General features: G+C 68.1%; 1 protein-coding gene. It reads right to left on the bottom strand.

Translation table 11 applies throughout. The features are described from left to right. The coding region (locus tag EJ903_RS26365) for an NAD-glutamate dehydrogenase domain-containing protein (protein WP_148105321.1) at positions 1-909 on the bottom strand (909 nt) is incomplete at both ends.

Here is a 909-nt window from a genome sequence, read left to right on the forward strand (position 1 = left end):
GGCGAACAGCCGGTTGCGCTCCGCCCAGCTCGCCGCCGCGTCCGGGTTGGGATCAAGGAAAATATGGCGGTGGTCGAAGGCGGCGAGCAGGCGGATGTGTTTGGACAGCAGCATGCCGTTGCCGAACACGTCGCCCGACATGTCGCCGACGCCGACCACGGTGAAATCGGTGGTCTGGATGTCCAGCCCGGTTTCGCGGAAATGGCGCTTGACCGATTCCCACGCCCCGCGCGCGGTGATGCCCATCGCCTTGTGGTCGTAGCCGACCGACCCGCCCGAGGCAAAGGCGTCGCCCAGCCAGAAGCCATGGTCGATGGAGACGCCGTTGGCGATGTCGGAGAAGGTGGCCGTGCCCTTGTCGGCGGCGACCACCAGATAGGGGTCATCGCCGTCGTGGCGGACCAGATCGGGCGGCGGCACGACGGTTCCGTCGGCGGTCAGATTGTCGGTGAGGTCGAGCAGACCGCGCATCAGCAGCTTGTAGCATTCGATGCCTTCGGCCTGGAACGCCTCGCGCCCGGCGCTGGCGGCGGGCGGGCGTTTGACGACGAAGCCGCCCTTCGACCCGACCGGCACGATCACCGTGTTCTTGACCATCTGGGCCTTCATCAGCCCCAGGATCTCGGTGCGGAAATCCTCGCGCCGGTCCGACCAGCGGATGCCGCCGCGCGCCACCGGCCCACCGCGCAGATGCACGCCCTCCATCCGGGGGCTGTAGACGAACACCTCCACCCACGGGCGGGGCAGGGGCAGCTCGTCGATCTGGCCGCTGTTGAACTTCAAGGACAGATAGGGCTTGGGCTGGCCATCCGCCCCGGTCTGGTAGGCGTTGGTGCGCAGGGTGGCGCGCACCAGCGTGACGAAGCGGCGCAGGATGCGGTCGTCGTCCAGATTGGTGACGGCGTCCAG

It is taken from the genome of Azospirillum griseum (genome assembly GCF_003966125.1).
GTDB classification, from domain to species: domain Bacteria; phylum Pseudomonadota; class Alphaproteobacteria; order Azospirillales; family Azospirillaceae; genus Azospirillum; species Azospirillum griseum.